16 protein-coding genes are annotated in these 18,597 nt (G+C 43.0%); all 16 read left to right on the top strand.

Going from position 1 to position 18,597, the window contains the following annotated elements:
* Positions 1–201: 201 nt before the first annotated feature.
* A complete protein-coding gene (locus L3V30_RS23445) occupies positions 202–501 on the top strand; it encodes a type IV conjugative transfer system protein TraL (RefSeq protein WP_025624840.1) in 300 nt (99 codons plus the stop codon).
* 21 nt (positions 502–522) lie between these two features.
* Positions 523–1,125, top strand: a complete 603-nt coding sequence (locus L3V30_RS23440; protein ID WP_140134614.1) for a TraE/TraK family type IV conjugative transfer system protein — start codon at positions 523–525, stop codon at positions 1,123–1,125.
* Positions 1,122–1,934 (top strand): type-F conjugative transfer system secretin TraK, encoded by an 813-nt coding sequence (locus L3V30_RS23435; RefSeq protein ID WP_140134612.1) that lies wholly within the window; start codon positions 1,122–1,124, stop codon positions 1,932–1,934. Before L3V30_RS23440 ends, L3V30_RS23435 begins: the two co-directional genes overlap by 4 nt.
* A complete protein-coding gene (locus L3V30_RS23430; protein ID WP_140301936.1) occupies positions 1,931–3,244 on the top strand; it encodes a TrbI/VirB10 family protein in 1,314 nt (437 codons plus the stop codon). The genes L3V30_RS23435 and L3V30_RS23430 overlap by 4 nt, the downstream gene beginning before the upstream one ends.
* Positions 3,241–3,846 (top strand): type IV conjugative transfer system lipoprotein TraV, encoded by a 606-nt coding sequence (traV, locus tag L3V30_RS23425; protein WP_140134608.1) that lies wholly within the window; start codon positions 3,241–3,243, stop codon positions 3,844–3,846. Before L3V30_RS23430 ends, traV begins: the two co-directional genes overlap by 4 nt.
* Before the next feature lie 25 nt (positions 3,847–3,871).
* Entirely contained in the window at positions 3,872–4,204 is a 333-nt protein-coding gene (traA, locus tag L3V30_RS23420) for a TraA family conjugative transfer protein (protein ID WP_212733967.1), read from the top strand.
* A gap of 16 nt (positions 4,205–4,220) precedes the next feature.
* A complete protein-coding gene (locus L3V30_RS23415) occupies positions 4,221–4,940 on the top strand; it encodes a hypothetical protein (protein WP_140134606.1) in 720 nt (239 codons plus the stop codon).
* Positions 4,941–4,951: 11 nt separating this feature from the next.
* Positions 4,952–7,534 (top strand): type IV secretion system protein TraC, encoded by a 2,583-nt coding sequence (traC, locus tag L3V30_RS23410; protein WP_140134604.1) that lies wholly within the window; start codon positions 4,952–4,954, stop codon positions 7,532–7,534.
* A complete protein-coding gene (locus tag L3V30_RS23405) occupies positions 7,527–8,078 on the top strand; it encodes a S26 family signal peptidase (protein ID WP_180766959.1) in 552 nt (183 codons plus the stop codon). Before traC ends, L3V30_RS23405 begins: the two co-directional genes overlap by 8 nt.
* The gene (locus L3V30_RS23400; RefSeq protein ID WP_025624951.1) at positions 8,072–9,223 is read left to right on the top strand and encodes a TrbC family F-type conjugative pilus assembly protein; all 1,152 of its coding nucleotides are present in this window, start codon (positions 8,072–8,074) and stop codon (positions 9,221–9,223) included. The genes L3V30_RS23405 and L3V30_RS23400 overlap by 7 nt, the downstream gene beginning before the upstream one ends.
* Before the next feature lie 10 nt (positions 9,224–9,233).
* Positions 9,234–10,268 carry a TraU family protein gene (locus L3V30_RS23395; RefSeq protein ID WP_025624953.1) on the top strand — a complete coding sequence of 345 codons (1,035 nt, stop codon included), beginning with the start codon at positions 9,234–9,236 and terminating at the stop codon, positions 10,266–10,268.
* Positions 10,269–10,283: 15 nt separating this feature from the next.
* Complete coding sequence (locus L3V30_RS23390) at positions 10,284–10,730, top strand: lytic transglycosylase domain-containing protein (protein ID WP_025624954.1); 447 nt, start codon at positions 10,284–10,286, stop codon at positions 10,728–10,730.
* 144 nt (positions 10,731–10,874) lie between these two features.
* A complete protein-coding gene (locus L3V30_RS23385) occupies positions 10,875–11,546 on the top strand; it encodes a hypothetical protein (protein ID WP_025624955.1) in 672 nt (223 codons plus the stop codon).
* Positions 11,547–11,581: 35 nt separating this feature from the next.
* On the top strand, positions 11,582–17,032 hold the full coding sequence (gene traN / locus L3V30_RS23380) for a conjugal transfer protein TraN (RefSeq protein WP_140150388.1): 5,451 nt from the start codon (positions 11,582–11,584) through the stop codon (positions 17,030–17,032).
* A gap of 278 nt (positions 17,033–17,310) precedes the next feature.
* Entirely contained in the window at positions 17,311–18,228 is a 918-nt protein-coding gene (locus L3V30_RS23375) for a hypothetical protein (protein ID WP_140134596.1), read from the top strand.
* A gap of 58 nt (positions 18,229–18,286) precedes the next feature.
* Entirely contained in the window at positions 18,287–18,472 is a 186-nt protein-coding gene (locus tag L3V30_RS23370) for a hypothetical protein (protein ID WP_237310059.1), read from the top strand.
* The last annotated feature ends 125 nt before the right edge of the window (positions 18,473–18,597 follow it).

The following is an 18,597-nucleotide window of genomic DNA, read 5'->3' as shown; positions in this document are numbered from 1 at the left end:
TGCTCGAACAGGGTTCGCCACTCTTGGTTAGTGCGTCGTTTAGCCATTTCAAATCTCCTTTGGGTTGGAGGTTTGATCTTATTATTCGGGCTAGACGATTAGAATGCGGTGTTTATGACGCGCTTACTCTTTCTCCGTCGATTTTGGAAATTTAAAAGCATCATTAACATATGAGAAAGGCAATAAATACGAGGCGTTTAAATGTCGGATGAAAAACCTATCTCAATGCCGGATCTAGTTGATGAACCCGTCCATTTTCTAATCTGGCAGTACGATGAAATTGCAACAGTAGCTATTGGGCTAGTCGTGGGCATCATTATTAACTCTCCCATGCTTGGGCTGCTGGCAGGTTATTTTGCCAAGGTCACTTATATCAGGATTCGAGATGGTAAGCCGAGGGGCTACTTCATTCATCGTTTCCGTGAAATGGGGTTTGCATTTGAGAAGGTAGAACAGCGTAGTTCTATGCAGCCTCCGTTAGTAGATGAGTGGCATTCGTAGCAAACGACTTAGGGATAAACCATGAATTTCCAAAATTTGAAAAAAAGCTTTTCTGAAATGAGAGGTCAGAGTGCGGCAATAAGCTACGCCAATGCGGGGTTAGTAGTCATGCTCGGCGTGTCACTTTGGGGGAACTTCCAGAAAGATACCGTTGTTATAAACAACTTAAATGAGTCGTGTCAGGAGTCAGAGATTTCGTCTAGTTCAATGAATGAAGCGAATCATCGACGCTTAGGTTTCTACTTGGCAGGAATGTTAGGAAACATTACACCGGCTTCAGCTTCATACGTAGAGTCAGCCGTGGCACCTTTCGCTTCTCCTGAAATCTATCACAAGGTTAATGACCTTATCGCTTACCAAATAGCTAGCCTAGTTGAAGAAGAAGTGACCATGAAGTTTTCAGCGGAACGTGCGTTTGTTGAGGACGGTAAAACCTTTGTTACCGGTAAAGGTTCAATGCAGGGGATGACAGGAAAGGCGGATAAGTATGTTCGTACCTATGAGTTCATTTTCGATGTCCAGAATTACACACCTACTTTTGATTACATAGATGTGTACGACGACGTTCCACATGACAGTGAATGGAAGCAAAAAAACCGTAAGAAGTTGGAGGCAGATAAATGATGACCTCGATTAAAAAAGTGTCCTTACTCTTGGCAGTTTGTGGAGCATCATCTCTGGCAAGTGCAACGGATATGGCTAAGTTCAATTCGAACAGTACAGCGGCGCAGCAAGCGACAAGCTCAGAAAATAAAGAGCAAGGTTTGTATGTTATTTCGAATCGTCATCCTAACCGTATAGTCACACCATTTAAGAAACCTTCGCTGAAGATTGATAAGAGTGAAGGAATAACGCATAGCGTTCGAGGAAATGTCGTGTACTTGGCAACGAAGCTCAACACCAATATCGGGGGATTTATAACTGAATCGGGTGATGAGTCAGCAGCGATTGATGTTGTGTTTAAGCCAATGCCTGTGCCACCACAAGAAGTTGTGTTGAAAGGTGGAATCAAAGGAGGATCTGAGATTGCTCGAAGGTTTGAGCGTTCGTCGCCTCGCACTGAATCCATTGTGTCGATCATGTCTGGTATTGCTACCGGAAATCTACCTGCCGGTTATCAAGTTGAAAATGTAAACGCTAGCTATCTGCCGAAGTGTCAGCAGTTAGAGTTGAGCTTTGATTTTTATAATGGTCAGTTTGTCTCTGGTGGTGATTATGTTGTGTCGATTGGTACAGTCGTAAATAAGTCGTCGCGTCCCGTAAAGTTCAAAGAAAACCTCTGTTATGAAGAAGGTGTCGTAGCGGTAGTTGCTTATCCAACGTATCAGCTAATGCCAAAACAAAAGTCTGAAGTTTTGGTTATGTATCATCGAGTGAAAGTTCCAGCTAAAGCCGAGCGAAAACGCCAGTCTCTATTGGGAGGTTCACAATGAAGCTCAAGTTCATGAACAAATACTTCTCTCCATCACAGCAAGGTCGTGTCTACGTTGTCCTAGCTGTAGTAGGTGTCTTTGTTGCAGCGGTAGCGATCATGACCATCCTAGAACCTGAGAGGTCTAGACCGAGAGCTAAACCAGAAGTAGAAAACATCATCACTGATCGCAATTCTAGAGAGTTCGGTATCGAAGCTATCAACGATAAGTTGGTGCAGCAGAAACGAAAGATGGATGACTATGAAAAGGAAGTGGAAATTCTCAACAAGAAAAATGAATCCTTAGAAAACAAGGTTCAAGACACAAAGAGGTTGAACAATGATGTTCGCAACGCACAACGAACAATAGCTCAGCTAAATGATCAACTCGAAAAATTGCGTCAAGAACAAGCTGCTTTTAAAGATAAGCAATTAACTTATTCCAATGAACTTGATGCAGTAAGAGAACAGGGAAGTGGTGAGATCAAGCATCCAGATTTACAAGTGAACCCTGAAAGGCGAAAGGTATCGAGTACTTCATTTTCATATGGTGGTAGACAGGAGCCGAGCTTCGGGGAGTCATCAAGTTACCAGGGAGATCGCAATGTAGTGGTTTCACCTAGACATGTAGCTGAGACAGACACTAGATCAGAAGGACTATTTACGATTGTCGAGGACACTACCCCTGAGAAAGATGACTCCGAGCCTGAAATTTATTTGCCGAGAGGTTCTATTCTCACTGGCGTTTTGATTACAGGTCTTGATGCTCCGACTAGTGCTAAAGCTGCCGATGAGCCTATTCCTGTTTTGGTTCGCATAAAGAAGGAAGCCATCTTACCTAACTTTGCTGTGCTTGATGAGGTAAACGAATGCTTTGCTCTAATGGCTGGCTATGGTGACTTGAGTTCAGAACGTGCCATGTTGCGTGGCGAGTCAATTACTTGTGTGAAAGTTAATGGGGAAGTTATCGAGGCTGACTTCAGGAGCTTTGCTGTTGGCGAAGATGGCAAAAATGGTCTGAAAGGGACGTTAGTTACTCGTAATTCAAAGATTCTTGCCAACTCGATGATGGCAGGATTTGCTGCCGGTTTATCCAGCATGTTTGATGTGAACCCTGTCCCTGTTTTGTCCACAACGTCGAATGGGCAAACACAGTATCAAGATGTCTTTAGTACCGATGCATTACAAGGTGGTGCGGCAAAAGGTGCGTCAGACGCAATGAATAGACTCGCTGACTACTACATGGAACTAGCCGATGCGATGCATCCGGTTATTGAAGTCGGTGCGGGTCGAGTAGTGGACATGATTGTGACAAATGGGACTGGGTTATGAATTTAGTTAAAGCTATTGGTGTGCTGCTATCTGCGGCGTTATTGGGTGGCTGTGCAGTTGGTCAGAGTGAATTTAATTGTTCTGCTGGCGATGAAAACGCTCTTTGTGGTTCATCTAGAACTATCTATAAGGCGACTGATGGCACGTTAGTAACGAATGACACTCTGACTTATATCGAAGATGGTGAACCAAGACAAATTACACTTGATGAGCTTAAAGATATTGAAAATAAACAAAAAAATAAAAAAGTTGCTTCAGGGATTTCGGAAATTTCCACCTATGGGGCAAAATTTAATTACGTACCTCAATCATTCAGTTTCGATGGGGATGTACTGCGAAAAGATGTGAAAGTCTTACGTGTTTGGGTTGCACCTTTTGTCGATACAAATGATGACCTTCATTTGTCTTCGATGGTGTACACCGATATCGAACAACGCAGTTGGGAGCTTGGCACTGTCAATCCCAATTTAAAAACGAGAATTGCTCCACCGGTGACAAAGTCCTTGGTAAACCCTTCCAAATCAGAACAGCGAAGTGTGAAGGAATATCGAGTACCAAAAACCGAGAAAGCAAAACTACAAACAACTTTTGATAACAACTAATCATTTAAACCACACGGAGAAAAAAATGATCGCAACTAACAACAACGTAAGTTTTACGGCTACAGAAAATAACTTGATGAAGATGAAGTTCGCTTTGTCATTAGTTGTTCTGGCAGTGGTATTCAGTGCGTTCGCATCTGCGGGTACGGACACAACATTTGATTCATGGGTGAATCAAATGACTGATTGGCTAGAAGGTTCTCTAGGTAAAGGTGTGTCTATCGCATTCGTTATTGTCGGTATCGTCATCGGTATTATGCGTCAAAGTCTAATGGCATTTGCTGTTGGTGTTGGTGCTGCTCTAGGTATGAACTACACACCAGACATCATTAACAGCATGTTCTCAGCAGTACTTTAATATTTAGGGGGATGTAATGAAATTCACTAAACTAATTCCTGCAACTCTTTGTTTAACTTTGATTGCATCCCCTGCCTTAGCTACCAACGGTGCTCAAGAACAGCTAAAAGCATCCTTAACTCAGGCGAGTAAAGCCGAAAAACTACCCAATGCAAAATCTGTTGTTGTCTTTGGTGGTAGTGAGTCCGTAGTACTAACCGATAACCCTCGATGGGTTATCAAAGGGCAGCTATATGATATGTGGCAAAACACTGAGATTAACAGCAAATCACAGCTACATGACGCCGCAAAGAAGATCCCAATTCAAATCATTAATGTAAACACAACCGATGTTGTAGACATAAGAGTGAATCCAGAAAAATCGGAGGTACTGACGGTTTTTCTTGATCCATTTTTGGAGCATTCAGCCAACGAAATGTACTTGTTAAACAAGTATGCGGCTGACTACCAGATTCGTTACATATTTACCGCAATGTCCCAATCGAACATTAAGCCGTTCTTCTCTTTTGCATGTGAGACACAAACCCTTTCAACTGACCAAGTAATAGAAAAGGTTGTTGATAAGCAGTTTGCTTATGGCAAACGCAAATGTAGGGAAGTGCAAGTAATGAATAGCTTTGGCTTAACACAGTTTCTACATATCAAAGAGTCACCAACGCTTATTGCCCCCAATGACGTTTTCCATGTGGGAATGCCTACCGAGTTATTGGGCTGGTTACGAAAGAATACTAAATAGGGAGATAAACGATGTTTGATTATAAGTTTAATGAGAATGAAGCAAGTCGTTTATTTCGACCTCTAGCGTTTGATGCTGATACTGACCTGTTTTTGTGCGATGACAACATGCTGGCGTTCAGCTTCGTTTGTCAGCCAACTAGTGGTTGGGACACACAAATGCTATCAACAATCGAATTGTTACTATCTCAAGATCCGTACCCTACTAAATCTTTGCTTAGCTTTTCTTTGTGGGCTAGCCCTGATGTTAGGGAGTTCCTGAAAGGCTCTGACTATCTGAGAAGTTCTTGCCGAGAGGTTTTGCATCGAGAGGTTCATGACAATGCGTTAGGCTATCTATGGTCAGCTACACGCGATTCGGCAGAGGTTGTTCAGAATACGAAAGTCCGTAATTTCCAGCTTCTTGTGACATTCAAACTGCCTGTAGAGTCATTGGATGTGAATCCCGAAGAAATTCAGGAGATTCAGTCCATTCAGAGAACGATGGAACAGCGTTTGATTAAAGCGCAGCTTGCACCACGACGAATGAACAGCGTAATGCTGGTCAATATTATGAATACGGTCATGAACTGGCAGGAAGACGCTGAGTGGCGAACTACGCAACAACTACCTGTTGATGAGTTTAGTACGCTTAATGAACAGTTTGTTCAATATAATACTGGCGTGTTCAAAACACAGGATGGGGTTGTACTTGGTACTAAAAAGAACCCAACATTTGTGAAAATGCTCACGGTTCGTCGTTTTCCCCGTAAAGCTTATACCGGTCAAGCATTTAAGTGGTTTGGTGATCCATTCGATGGACAAGGCTGTGTAAACCAGAATTTCATGATCACCGTGAATATTCATTACGCTGACCATGCAAAAGAGAAAGGACAAGTAGAGACTAAGAAAAGTCATTACATCAAACAGTCGTTCAGTTCACTGACTAACTTTGCCCCGAAAATCAAGGATATGAAAGCTGACTTAGAAGAACTTTCATTATCTTTACAGGACAAGGGTAAAGCGATCAAAGTGACGCTTTCGGCTGCTGTCTTTGGTCGAACTGAAGAAGATGCTGAAGCCGGTATCACTGGTTTACAGTCTTACATGAAGCAATCAGGGGTAACGATGGTGTCAGAGGATTCATTCTCTGTACCGTCATTCATCCAATTGATGCCGTTCGGGGCTTGTAACCATGCTGTAGCACACTCTCGTCGCTACTTCACGATGGCTTCTAACCATGCACTACCGATACTTCCTCTCTTTGCTGAGTGGAAAGGTACTGGAACCCCAATGTTACAGTTTGTGAGTCGAACAGGGCAGTTGATGAATATTGACCTCTATGATTCAAAAACCAACTTTAACTGTGTGATTTTTGCAGAGTCGGGAGCTGGTAAGTCATTTCTAACTAACGAAATTATTCGCTCCTACCTCAATACAGGTAATAAGGTTTGGACGATTGATGCAGGTGAATCCTACAAGAAACTTTCAAGTAGCCTTGGAGGGAGTTTTACTGCATTTGACTCTGGCTCAGACCTAAGCCTTAACCCTTTCACAATGATCGATGACTCCGATCCTGAAGCATTTCTCGATTCTTTGGAAATGCTGTCTGGTTGTTTGATTGCTATGGCATTCACGAAAGAGTCTCCGACCGATCTACAGTCTTCCGAAATGGAGCGAATCTTAACTCAGGTTTGGAATGAGAAACGTCAGTCAGCCAAGATTGACGATATTCGCGCTAAATGCTTAGAAGACGAGGATATTCGTGTTCGTGACATGGGCAAACAGCTAAGTGCGTTTTGTTCTGATGGGCAGTTTGGTAAGTATTTCGATAAACCACACAACGTAGAGTTCAATGGGAACTTCAACGTGCTCGAATTGGATGGTTTGAGTGAGCGTCCTCGCCTTCAAGCGGTAGTTCTTTTCCTATTGATGGTTCAAATCTCGCACTCGATGTACCACGAGTTCAAAGAAAACCGTGACGTAAAACGTTTGGTTATCATTGACGAAGCTTGGGACTTGCTTGGTAACTCGAAAGCTGTTGAAGCATTCGTTGAAAAAGGTTTTCGACGCTTCCGTAAGTATGGTGGGTGCGGCATTGTCGTTACACAGTCAATTATGGACTTGCAAAAATCATCATCAGGTAAAGCGATTGCCGAGAACGCTGCAAACACCTTTATCCTGAAGCAAAAAGATTCAACCATTGCTAATGCTAAAAAAGACGATTTGATGGCATTGCCACCGGCTGGTTATCAGTTGTTGAAGAAGGTAACTACTGAAATTGGGCATTACTCAGAAATTTTCTTCAATACCAATGCTGGCATGGGTATCGGAAGGCTTATTGTAGATCCGGTTCGTATCATGATGTACTCAACACGAGCGCAAGATAACCAAGCGATTGAATCGTACACCAAAAATAACGTTCCACTATCACAAGCCATGAAGCAGGTCGCACAGGATAGGCAGATGATCCGCTTTCCTGTAGAACGCCCTGAATTTCTAGATGAGCCTGTGACTCAAACTATTTCCATGATGGATGCACAAGTCCTTGAGATGCCGAGTAAGAGTAAACCAACGCTTCACTTGGTAGAAGATGATGGGGTGGTCAATGAGTAGTGAGGGTGTGATGACAGGAACAGAGACTAAACGTGCTCATCCATTGAATTTCCCGATAAAAATGGTTTGGGTTGCAATTGCTATGATTTTTACGTTCCACCTAGCAGTTACAACACTAACTAAGCACTATTTGTTGGTGGTTGATGGCAAGGACGCTAGTGAGAGATGTATCCCTGAGTTTTCCGTGTATTTACTAAAGAGAAACTACGGTCAAATTGAGCATGGAAAAATCTATACGTTTAAAGCAAAGGGTATGACACCGTTCTATCAGGACAACATGCTTATAACGAAATATGCAGTAGGGTTGCCAGGTGATGAGGTCATTCAGAATGCGAAAGGAGTTTTCATTAATAATGAGCGCATTACTGATGACTACCCATTGATAGATAAGCTTGGCGTGGATCAGGAAGCTCTATATAAGAGCTACCACCTTAAAGATAACGAAGTGTTTTTCACTGCACCGGCTGAGCGTAGTTTTGACTCCCGCTATTGGGGAACGGCAGATATCAATGAAATCGTTGGTGAGGCGATTCCGTTATGGTAGTTGCTAAGCAAACACTCTTGAGCCTTATTTTGTTTTCCGGCACCGCATTCGCTGATAGCAGTGCCGAATATTCGAGCATGCCTGATAGCATTGTTCAGTCCAAACAAACTGCATTAACCCAAGGACAGAACGCTTTGGGTGATGAGTACATGAACAAATTGCTGCGCAAAAATGAAGCAATACACTCGGCAACCTTTTCAACTAAAGTGGCAACCGAACATCAAGATGGTGTTGAGCCTCAAACCGATATCCACTATGTGATTTTAGTTAGTGATGCTATGGGCAAACGTGAGCTTAAACACTTATTCAAATCGTTGTCTCACCGCAACGATGTGTCTTTTGTTGTAAGAGGTATCTTGCCAACAGAAAAGACAATTACCGATGTTGGTAAGCGAATTATTGGGCTTATTAAAGACCTCCCTGAAGTTCCTAACGTGAATCTAGATCCGCGACCATTCCAAAATATTAACGCTGAATATGCACCTCAAATCCTTATGTACAAAGGGGACTCGGTTGTTCTCTCTGCTGCTGGGTTGGTTAACCCTAACTACCTAAAAACTGAGTTTGAAAAGGGAAAACGAGGTGATTTAGGAAATTTTGGGAGCATGGTTAAGATATCTGAAAGAGATCTAACTGAGGTTCTAAAAGAACGTGCAGCGTTGCTCGATAAGGAAGCGTTGATTGCTGATGCAAAGGATAGGTTTTGGGATAACGTAGCGTTTACTGCATTACCGAACGCTACTGAAACACTAGTACGCAGCTTTGTGCCGGAAGTAGTTGTCCGTGAAGATATTGTCACTCCGAACGGTGATGTTATTGCGTTCGCAGGAGAGAGAATTAATCGCCTGAATACCCTCCCATTTACTCAACGACTAGTCGTGTTCGATCCAACTGACCGTAAGCAAATGGAATTTGTTCAGTCATTACCGGAATCACCGCTACGAACCAAATTTATCGCAACACGTTTTGATAGAAGCCTTAAATGGGATGCTGTTAAGTCGGTAGAAAGACAACTCAATGCATCTGTGTATCAGCTAAAACCAGAGCTAGTCACAGCGTTTGATTTGCAAGTCGTACCAAGCATCGTAACTGCTGATCATCAAAGAAAAGTCTTTGTTATCAGTGAAACCAAAATGGAAGACTGAGACTTTTTACATGCTCAAGAAAGTAGCGTTAGCTGTTGCTCTAGGAGCAATCACGTTTAGTGAAATGACACTAGCAGACGATGTAGCACAACTCGGTGAATGTCGTGATGGTGGGGTATTAGATGGGTCTATGTTTACTGACGTTCCGTGGAATGCCATGTATCCAATCCGATTAGCAGGAGTCAACCTTAGCCCAAGTGGAAATGGTGCGCCTAGTGACGCTACAAAAAAAGCATTCTGTGCATGTGAAGATGACTTGGGGATAGCAGTACCAGGATTTACACAATCAATGTATGAACCGGCTAGGCTCATTGAGCTGGTACGTGAACCCGACTGCATGATGTCATTAGGTGGTGCTGAAATGGGTATGACTAATGGACGCATGAGGGGATCTACTGGACAAAATGAGCAAGAGGGTGGTCAAGGCGCTCAGAACGCTTTTTGGCACTATCACTACTTTGCTTACCCCTTGCTATTAATGCTTGAAATGGTTGTCGCTAACCGTTGTGGTGATGGGTTCATGTCTATGGATTTACTTTATGTTAGCGAACTCGATCCAACATGGAATGATGCTGAATTGGCGGCATTTGCTAATCCTGAAGCTGCGCTGTTTGGTAATCCTATCGCGTTAGCGTCATGTCTTGCTGATGGGGCTGCTGCTGCTGTTGGTAAGTCAATGGATGAGCTGTTTTGGTGCGCAGGGGCATGGGGTGGTATCTATCCGCTTTCTGGCTTTGTATCGACTAAAAGTTCTATTGCCACAAAAACAAGCTTGTTAGCAACGCGCTCAGTTGCAGCTCTACACCGAAGACTACTAGCGAGAAAAACCACTGGTGATGATGCCCTGTGTGATGCTCCCCTTTTTCCAACTATTCCAAAATCACAATACAAAATGAACATGATGTATCCCGTAGCCGAAAGGAACGAGGCGCACGAGATAGGCGAACCATCATTGCAGTGGGGAGAATGGCGAAACATACCATCCCAAGAAGATGCGATTTACATGCTGTGGCGATACAACGATTGCTGCACCACCTACTACTAATGTGAGGTGCGAACAATGTTACTTAGAAGTGCTTTGGTTGCTTGTTGCACGATTTCTTTTTCAGCGTGGTCTTTCTGCTTTGATGAAGCGGGTAGGCGCTTTGATGTAAGCGTTCCTTTGCTAAAAGCGGTTTGCTTTACAGAATCGAGCATGAGAGCCAATGCCATCAATGGAAAAAACTCTAACGGGACTGTCGATTACGGTCTATGTCAAATCAATTCGTGGTGGTTTCCCAAACTAAAAAAATACGGGATCACGAGAGAAAGCTTGCTGAATGATCCATGCGAAAACACGCTGGTTTCGGCGTGGATATTAGCCGGAAACTTTGAAATTACATCGGATGGATGGAAAGCGGTGGGAGCTTACAACGCAGGTTGGGAGAACACACCTGAGAAGGAAGCAGCAAGGCAAGAGTACATTGCCCTGGTTAAACAGAACTTGGAGAAAATGACACATGAGTAAAGTGTGGCTTTTAAACGCGATGATATTGGTCAGCTTGGTTGGGTGCACCTCAACAATTAAGTGTGGTCAGCCATTCACGATCATTGACGGAATGAAGCAGCTCCAAATAGAAAATAATTCAAGTCAATCAACGGAGAAATAGATATGGCTACTAACGAAAAACGCGCGTATTCACGCCCTGCAATAAAGAAGATGCTAAGTGTGAAATCAGAATCAGCTATCAATGCTGTTGAAACGTACATGAATAAAACGCTGAGTGCTATCTATGCACTTGATGTGATCCTGTTTTACATCAGCGATGAAGCGACTAGCGAAGCTGCTAACCAAAAAGTAGCTGATTTGTTCGATGAAAAAATGAAGTTCTTCAACAAGAAGATTAACCACTACAACAACATTGTTGAAGACAGTGGGATGGTCGATATCGTTTGGACACAAGAGTTTTCTGAAGAATACCTAATCTTCTCGCCACTGTGCGGTCAGTACATTCAGCTCATCAAAAAGTTCGACATTTTAACTAGCTTGATTGAACAGGCATGGTTAAACGGACACATTCCTTCAAGTGAACGTAAAGACCGACAAAAGGCACTTCAGAGTCATATGCGTAACGTTTCTCGCTATGTGATCAATGCATCTCAAACCGCGATGCGTTTAGCCAAATCTGCGGGTAAAGAAAAAGAGGTCATTGAATCTGTTGAGAAGATTGGCGTTACCCATGAGATCGCAAAAGAAGTCTTGGATACCACAAAAGCTGTGCAATCAGCGGAGATGGAAAAGACTGAAGACGGTGAAGATGAGCCTGTTGCTCATACCGCCTAAGCAACATAAATAGACGAAAGAATAGGGTTTGCTTGATGTTAAGAGATAGGTTTGATGGGTTTGTAGGGCAACTAATTAGCTATGTGGTGATGATTACAACCACTCTATTGCCGCTACGCATGGCATATGCTCAGCAGGAGTTTGATCAGGCGGTAGTTAATGCGAACTCATTTGCTCAATCTATGCTCAATCAACGAGCAAACCCTACCTATGATGCTGAAGGGAATCTTCTGGTCGATGGGCAAGTGTACATGAGCCAGAAGCAAATAACGGGGCAACGTGATAACGACTACCTACCAGCAGGGGTAGATGTGTATGGGTCTGATGCTCAGACCATCATGCAGGGACAAGCAGCACAAAAAAAGTATGAGGAAAAAACTCTAGCCACGGCTGAAACATCTGGCGAACGCGCTTACCACATTCTAAAGAAATCAATCTCAAACCAAAAACCAGACTTAGCTAATGATCCTATTTGGGCAGCTACAGACGATGTGTTCAATAACTTAGAAGAAATTGCTCAAGACTTTGCTAATTGCACTATTGATAAAGAATTGGTGTATAGCGGTGATTCTTACCACGTTCCTGTGTACAAAACCTGTGAAAAGCTTCCAGCTATCGAAGAGAGCTATAGCGTTTTTCATGAGTACAAAGTCGGTGTTATCAAGCACAGTTCAGGAGCAACCAATATAAGTTCCTGTGGTGATGGCTGCACTACTCTATGGTTAGGAACAATTGGGAACAACTACTGGAAGGGGAGTTGTAAGATTTTTGAAGAAAGTATGGCTGTTGAAGTTATTCAACCGTCAGCTATTCAATCGGCAATTATCGACTACGCGAAATTCGATGACTGGTTCCAAATCTATTTAAATAGCAGCAAAGTCTACAATGCACCATATCCTGACCAATTCCCGCCTGAAACGGCCGGAAGTTGTGAGCTTAGCACGAGTTGGGTTAAAAATCCGAATATCAATGTGGTCAATTCTTTTCGTAACGTTCCTGAAAATACCATTGTTGAATTCAAAAATCGCACTTCAGTGAGTGGTAGTGGGGAGGGCTATGCCAAGATAACCATTAATTATGATGTCGAAGACTTGGTGTATGAAGAAACTTGGTCAGACCAAGATTTGATAGATAAAGCCTACCAAATAAAGCAGCAAGCCGATGATGGGTTTTGTGAGGCTTCCTTTACGTGTGCCAATATGCCAACCACTGTCGATGAAAATGGTTGTGGTGTGATCAATGGCGTCAAAGTGTGTGAAGAGAACTTTGGAGATAACCCACTGGCGGGATTAGGTATTAGTCCATTTTGTCAGCGTGTTGATATTCAGAGTAACTGTGCTTTCAACGAAGGGGAAATATGTACAACAAACACTGAAGGTGTAAAAACGTGCTTCGACAATGATACTGTCGATAACAACCAGTGCGCTAAATACGAGAATGACGAAACATGTAGCTACATAAAGACAGAGTGCGTGGAAGGAGCTGAAGGTGCTAGCGGTGAGTGCTATGTACAGTTAGATACCTATGACTGTGGTTTTGATGCCTCTACGGGAACCGCTCACGAAGAAGAAGTCTTACGCTGTGATGGACAAATACAATGTATCGGAGAGTCCTGTTATAACCCTGAAAGAGATTTAGCCAATAATGATTTTGGCGAAGTTAACGCCTACCTTGAGATGCTTAGGTATGCCCAAGCGGATATGACTTGCGAGGGTATACCGGAGCGACCATTCGATCCAACAAATCCACCGGATAGGTATGAACCAGTTCCAACTTGTCCTACCGGAGCCGTGTACGATAAGACTACAAACAAATGTCTGAAGCAAACAGCTTGTGAGTATTCCGACAACGATTTTTATGCGGTAAGTCGTCGTGACGGTATTCAAGTGCTTATGAATAACACTGTTGTTGCAAACGAACCTAGCGTTCTGACTTGTACAACTCTCATAAAAAACGGCACTGCCTACACTTGTGGCGAAGCTCGTAAGAATGTGGGTACTGATACGTTCTATGAGGTGTGTACTAATACCGTTAGTGAACCTACGCCAAATACTTGTCCGTCAGATGAGCATGAGTTGAATGAGAATACGGGGTATTGTGAAGTACCTCCTATCGTGACCTGCCCTGATGGATTTGTGCTAGTTCAGGGTTCGGATATGTGGAGTTCCGAAGACGATGTTTGCCGCCTTGAGACTCCGGTAACGTATAACTGCGACAAGTCTCATGAATACTACAATCCCGAAACCGGTGTTTGTGACGGTTTGTTGTATGACGTTGCTACCTGTGACGATCCGATGAACTTGGAAAATGATATTTGTACGGCAACATTAACTGATGATGTTCAATGCCCTTCTGGTCAGTCATTTATCTCAAGTCAAGAAGTGTGCAGCCAAACATTAGTGAACAACGCAACGTGTCCTAGCGGCTCATCTTTAGAAAATGATCGATGTAATGGGTTGCTTGTTGAGCAAGCTGAGTGTCCATCGGGACAGGCGCTTAAAAATGGTGTGTGTACCGTGACTTTATCTCAGCCAGCAGGGTGTCCATCGGGTTACACGCTAGAAGATGATATCTGTTCTATTACTTTAACAACTGATCCAAGTTGCAAAACAGGGCAAAGCTTTGATTCAAAAGCCGGAATGTGTAGCCAAACTTTAACTAGCAATGCAACGTGTCCTAGCGGTTCATCTTTAGAAAATGATCGTTGTAATGGATTGCTTGTTGAGCAAGCTGAGTGTCCATCAGGTCAAACACTTGAAAATGGTGTGTGTAGTGTAACTTTAGCAAGCAACGCTACATGCCCATCTGGTTCCACATTAGTTAATGATCAATGTAAAGGCACAGCAACATCAGCTCCTAACTGCCCAAGCGGATATGCTTTGAATAATGGGCAATGTGAGAGAGTGTTAACTACATCGCCTGAGTATTCATGTGCTAACGGTGGCGTTTTTGGATCAACAAACGTATGTATAGATGAATACACAGAATGTAGGTATGACGATAACAACTTTGTTCATATCGCCTTGCACCCTACGTTTGGTATTCCTGTTGCTATGCATGGGTATTGGGATGGAAGTTTAGTCAACTCTGAATCTGCTGATTTAACTGGTGATGGCATTATCGGAGATGATGGGACGGAATACAGTCTAGGTGAGCAAAAAGCAGGAGGTTCAGGTCATTCGAATATACGTTATGAGATCTGCTCACTACAATCCAAAGAAACGGAGGCTATCGCTACCTGTCCAGATGGTTACAGTTTGCAGGGGGATGTTTGTGAGTTTTATAGTGCACAGCCCGTTAGTTGTTCAAGCGGATATAGCTATAACTCCACATCAGGAATGTGTGAAAAAACCACTGTATCAAGTCCATTGTGTCAAAGTGGGTACGGATATAACACTCAAACTAATCAGTGTGAAAAGACAGTAAACAGTAGCCCTACCTGTGACACTGGATATGGCTTTAACCTGTCAACGAATCAGTGTGAAAAAGAGATCGATATGGCTCCTATTTGCTCAAGTGGGTACAGCTATGATCCAGTGTCGAATAAGTGTAAGAAGACCGTTGAATCAACACCGTTCTGTCAATCAGGATATCAATACAACGACGATTTACAGCTTTGTACAAAACACCAAACATCTTCACCGCTATGTCAAAGCGGCTATGGATATAACACTCAAACTAATCAGTGTGAAAAAACAGTAAACAGTAACCCAATTTGTGAGACAGGGTATAGCTTCAACTTATCTACTAATAAGTGTGAAAAAGAGATCGATACGGCTCCTATTTGTACAAGTGGATACAGTTATGATCCAGTGTCGAATAAGTGTAAGAAAATTGTTGAAAGTGAGCCTCAGTGCCAAACTGGGTACGAATATTATGATGGGCTTTGCTACAAAGAGATTTCATCTGCCCCTAATTGTCCTGATGGATATGCATATAGCACAATTACAGGTCAGTGTGAGTTGAAAACAAGCTCTCAACCGCGATTAAGTTGTGACACCGAAGGGACTAGTTACTATGCGCCAACAAATACATGTCGCTTAGATATTGAGGCAGAGCAATCATGTCCAAGTAGTTTTCCTGTATGGAGTGACGACGAAAACCGTTGTATGTCGGGTTCTCTTAGCCCGTTAGCAAAAGTTCGAACCAAGTTGGAGTTGAACGCCGACATTGACGCCAACAATCCTAATGAGGCTCAGGCTTTAATAGCGTATGCCGTGGCTCCTTTCTCTCATCTTGCTTCGGCACTTATGCCGACAGCTTATGCAGAAGAAGTTGCAGAGCCGGAAGATAGTGTCACTCAAGATACTATGAATGCATACATTGGTGAGAAGTTCGAATATGCAGCTCAAACATTTGACTACCAAAAGGCGATGTTTGCTCAAGGTCAAAGCCAGCTATTAGGGATGATGTCTAGTAGCGCACCGTCTGATGGTCAAGGCACAACGAATGTTCAATGTGAACTGTTTAAAGGTGAGGCAATGGAATGCAAGCAAGCGGTTGGTGGCATGCAGGACTGTTGTGAATCGCCAGTCACCGTTTCGCTTGGTGATTACATCACTTTGACAAGACACATGATGAGTATGGACTCCCTCACAGGGCAGGTGTTTGGCTTAGACGGCTATACGGGAGTTTGGGATATCGCTTCAAATTGGACTAGCGAAGCCGCTAGTACAGCTTTTGATGCAGTACAGAGCACATTTACGTCTGGTGCTGATGTGGTTGCTCAACAAGGTACAGAAGCTGTTGGTGAAGGTGCAGTGAATGCAATGGCTCAATCTATGATGACCTATACGAACGCATTCTTGACCGAAGCATTTGGTCCTGAAGTCGCGGGGATGTTCTTTCAACAGGCAGGGACCGATGCTGCCGGTAATGCAGTACTTGGAGCATCACCACAAATGGCTGCTGCGGGACAGGCTCTTATGTATTGCTATTACGCTTATTTAGCATATGTAGTCTTCAATTTGCTCGTAAACATCGTTTTCGCCTGTGAAGAAGAAGAACTCGATTTGGCTATGAAAGTGGAGCTACTTTCAGCCCATTATCTTGGTTCGTACTGTAAGACCGAAGTTTTAGGAGCGTGTATTGAAAAGAGAAAATCATACTGTGCCTATGACTCCCCGCTTTCCCGTATTTTGATGGAGCAAATATATCAGCAACCTCAAATGGGTTTGTCCTGGGGCAGTGCAAAGAATCCAAACTGTTCGGGATTAAGCATAGAAGACATTGGCAACGTAGATTGGGATCAAGTGAATCTAGATGAATGGGTAGGAATACTCATTGAAACGGATAACTTTATCCAAAACGATGTTATTGATATTGAGCGTTTAACCGGTAGTGGTTCGCTACTTAACTATGGTGACACCACTGAGACAGAGCGCCAGAATGTATTAGAGAAAAACACGGATAGATTTGACGACATTGATGTGGATGAAGTTCGCAGAGATGCTTATGAAGATGCATGGAACGAGCAACAGAATTGATAGGTGAGTAATGAGTAATAACAGTGTCGCGTTCGCAAGTTGTGCAGGAACCCTAGAAGACTACTTTAAGTCTGATATCTGTGCGAACAGAACAATATATTGTCAGTTTAGGCTAGAGAGTTTAGGGGTTTTGGGCGAACACTTGGTGCAAGAGGCAGTAAATAGAAACAAAATAAAGTATGTCATTTTCTGTGATGGGAAAGTGATTAAAAGGAGTTAGGAAAGCAAGCTTAGATAGTAGAATAAGAGTAATTAAATTATTAGTGGTGCAGGGAATTATGTCTTTAAAAACGTTAGCAATATTGGTCAGTGCAGTTTCTCTTACAGCGTGTGTGAGTGCACCTAAGCAGGACTATACACATTTGCCATATGACAACGCTCAGAGCGAAGCGTACAACATAGCTAAACAGACAAGTCTTTTAAAGGACTACTGGCATGGCTCGACTATAGCGAGTCCATTGAAGGACTTTTCAACATCAGAAATAGATGCAACAGAAACCAGTTTGCGCGAGTATCGCGGCGGTAATGTGTCGGTAGGTACGGGCTTGCTAAGTATTGTAACTGGTGACTTGACCGGAGTAATCAGCGTGGCAGGAGGCGCGGTAGCAAACCTTGCACAATCAGGTCACGCGCCAAGTAATCAAATTAGGCTGTTTGTAGAGCTGCCTAAGAGCAAATATGCTAGCAATGTAGAGGCTGAAAAGTTCATAGTTACCAGCATGGAACAAGCAGCAAACAAGGTACTTTCACGATATGGTCAGGTGAAGCAAATATCACCAAAGCCTGAAAGTGCTTATGATGCATTTTGGGTTGAAAAGTCAGGTAAGTCGATTCCCTTTAGCCTAGTTAACCGAAAAGAAAGTGAGCTAAAAGGCGACTCTATAGCTGAAGCCGCAACATCAATAGATGGCAGCAATGAGGTTCAGTTAACCTACGGTATTATTGAGGATTCGGGTGTTAACTGGAATAAGGTTATCGTAAACCCGCCAATGCCATTCGTTTACTCAGTAGAAGTGAGTCCAGTAAACACCGTGGAGTTCTACAAAGAGTATTCAGCTCAACTACCGGATGGGTTCTATATTTACGTCCCAAGCTTTCCGAACACATCTTGGAATAGTAAAACCTACTTTGACAATTCAATTATTGTTCCCTCAATCTTCACTCAAGGTGAGCAATACCAGTTTATCAAACCTTAATAAAAGTAATTGAGAAATCTATAGCCCCTCATCGTAGGGGCTTTTTTACGGAGGAACAATGGAAAACTTACTGAATAATTCCAATGCTTGGTTAGCAATTGCTCTATTCATTGTGCTAAGCGTATTGATTGGCTCAAAGGGAGGAAAGAAGCGGGGTGGATATAAACCGATTAAGAATTTAAACACAAAGTGTGAACAGAACTTCTTCAAGCAGCTATTACGTCGATTGCCAAATGGGGTTTAGGGGTCTGAAGCCCAATGGAACGAAAACGTACTATAAGGACTTCCTCCCGATGTCAATGGGTGCTCTGAACGCAATCACAATGAAGATTAAGATGCAGTACTATAAGCGGTCATACTGGAATATTC

It is taken from the genome of Vibrio sp. A1-1 (genome assembly GCF_021728175.1).
In the GTDB taxonomy this organism is placed as follows: Bacteria; Pseudomonadota; Gammaproteobacteria; order Enterobacterales; family Vibrionaceae; genus Vibrio; species Vibrio diabolicus.
Note: the sequence above shows the minus strand (reverse complement) of the source record. Positions and strands in the feature narration are given on the sequence as shown.